This window comes from Aliirhizobium wenxiniae (assembly GCF_019511445.1).
Lineage (GTDB): Bacteria > Pseudomonadota > Alphaproteobacteria > Rhizobiales > Rhizobiaceae > Neorhizobium > Neorhizobium wenxiniae_A.
The window spans coordinates 1-285 of record NZ_JAEUAN010000113.1 but is presented as its reverse complement, the minus strand read 5'-3'; the positions used below and the strand labels follow the sequence as shown (position 1 = coordinate 285).

The 285-nt window shown below is 47.4% G+C and carries 1 rRNA gene; it reads left to right on the top strand.

The features are described from left to right. A 23S ribosomal RNA gene (locus JNB91_RS31900) occupies positions 1 to 285 on the top strand; the annotation flags it as partial.

Genomic DNA, 285 nt, shown 5'->3' with positions numbered 1-285 from the left:
TTGGCATGCACAGGCGAAGAAGGACGTGATACGCTGCGATAAGCTGTGGGGAGCTGCGAATAAGCTTTGATCCATGGATCTCCGAATGGGGCAACCCACCTTAAATACCTAGAAAGTTTAAGCCGTGCTTTTGTACGGTTTAGGTTTCTAGGTATTGTTATAAGGTATCTAACTTTCGAATACATAGGGGTTAGAAGCGAACTCAGGGAACTGAAACATCTAAGTACCTGAAGGAAAGGACATCAACCGAGACTCCGCAAGTAGTGGCGAGCGAACGCGGACCAG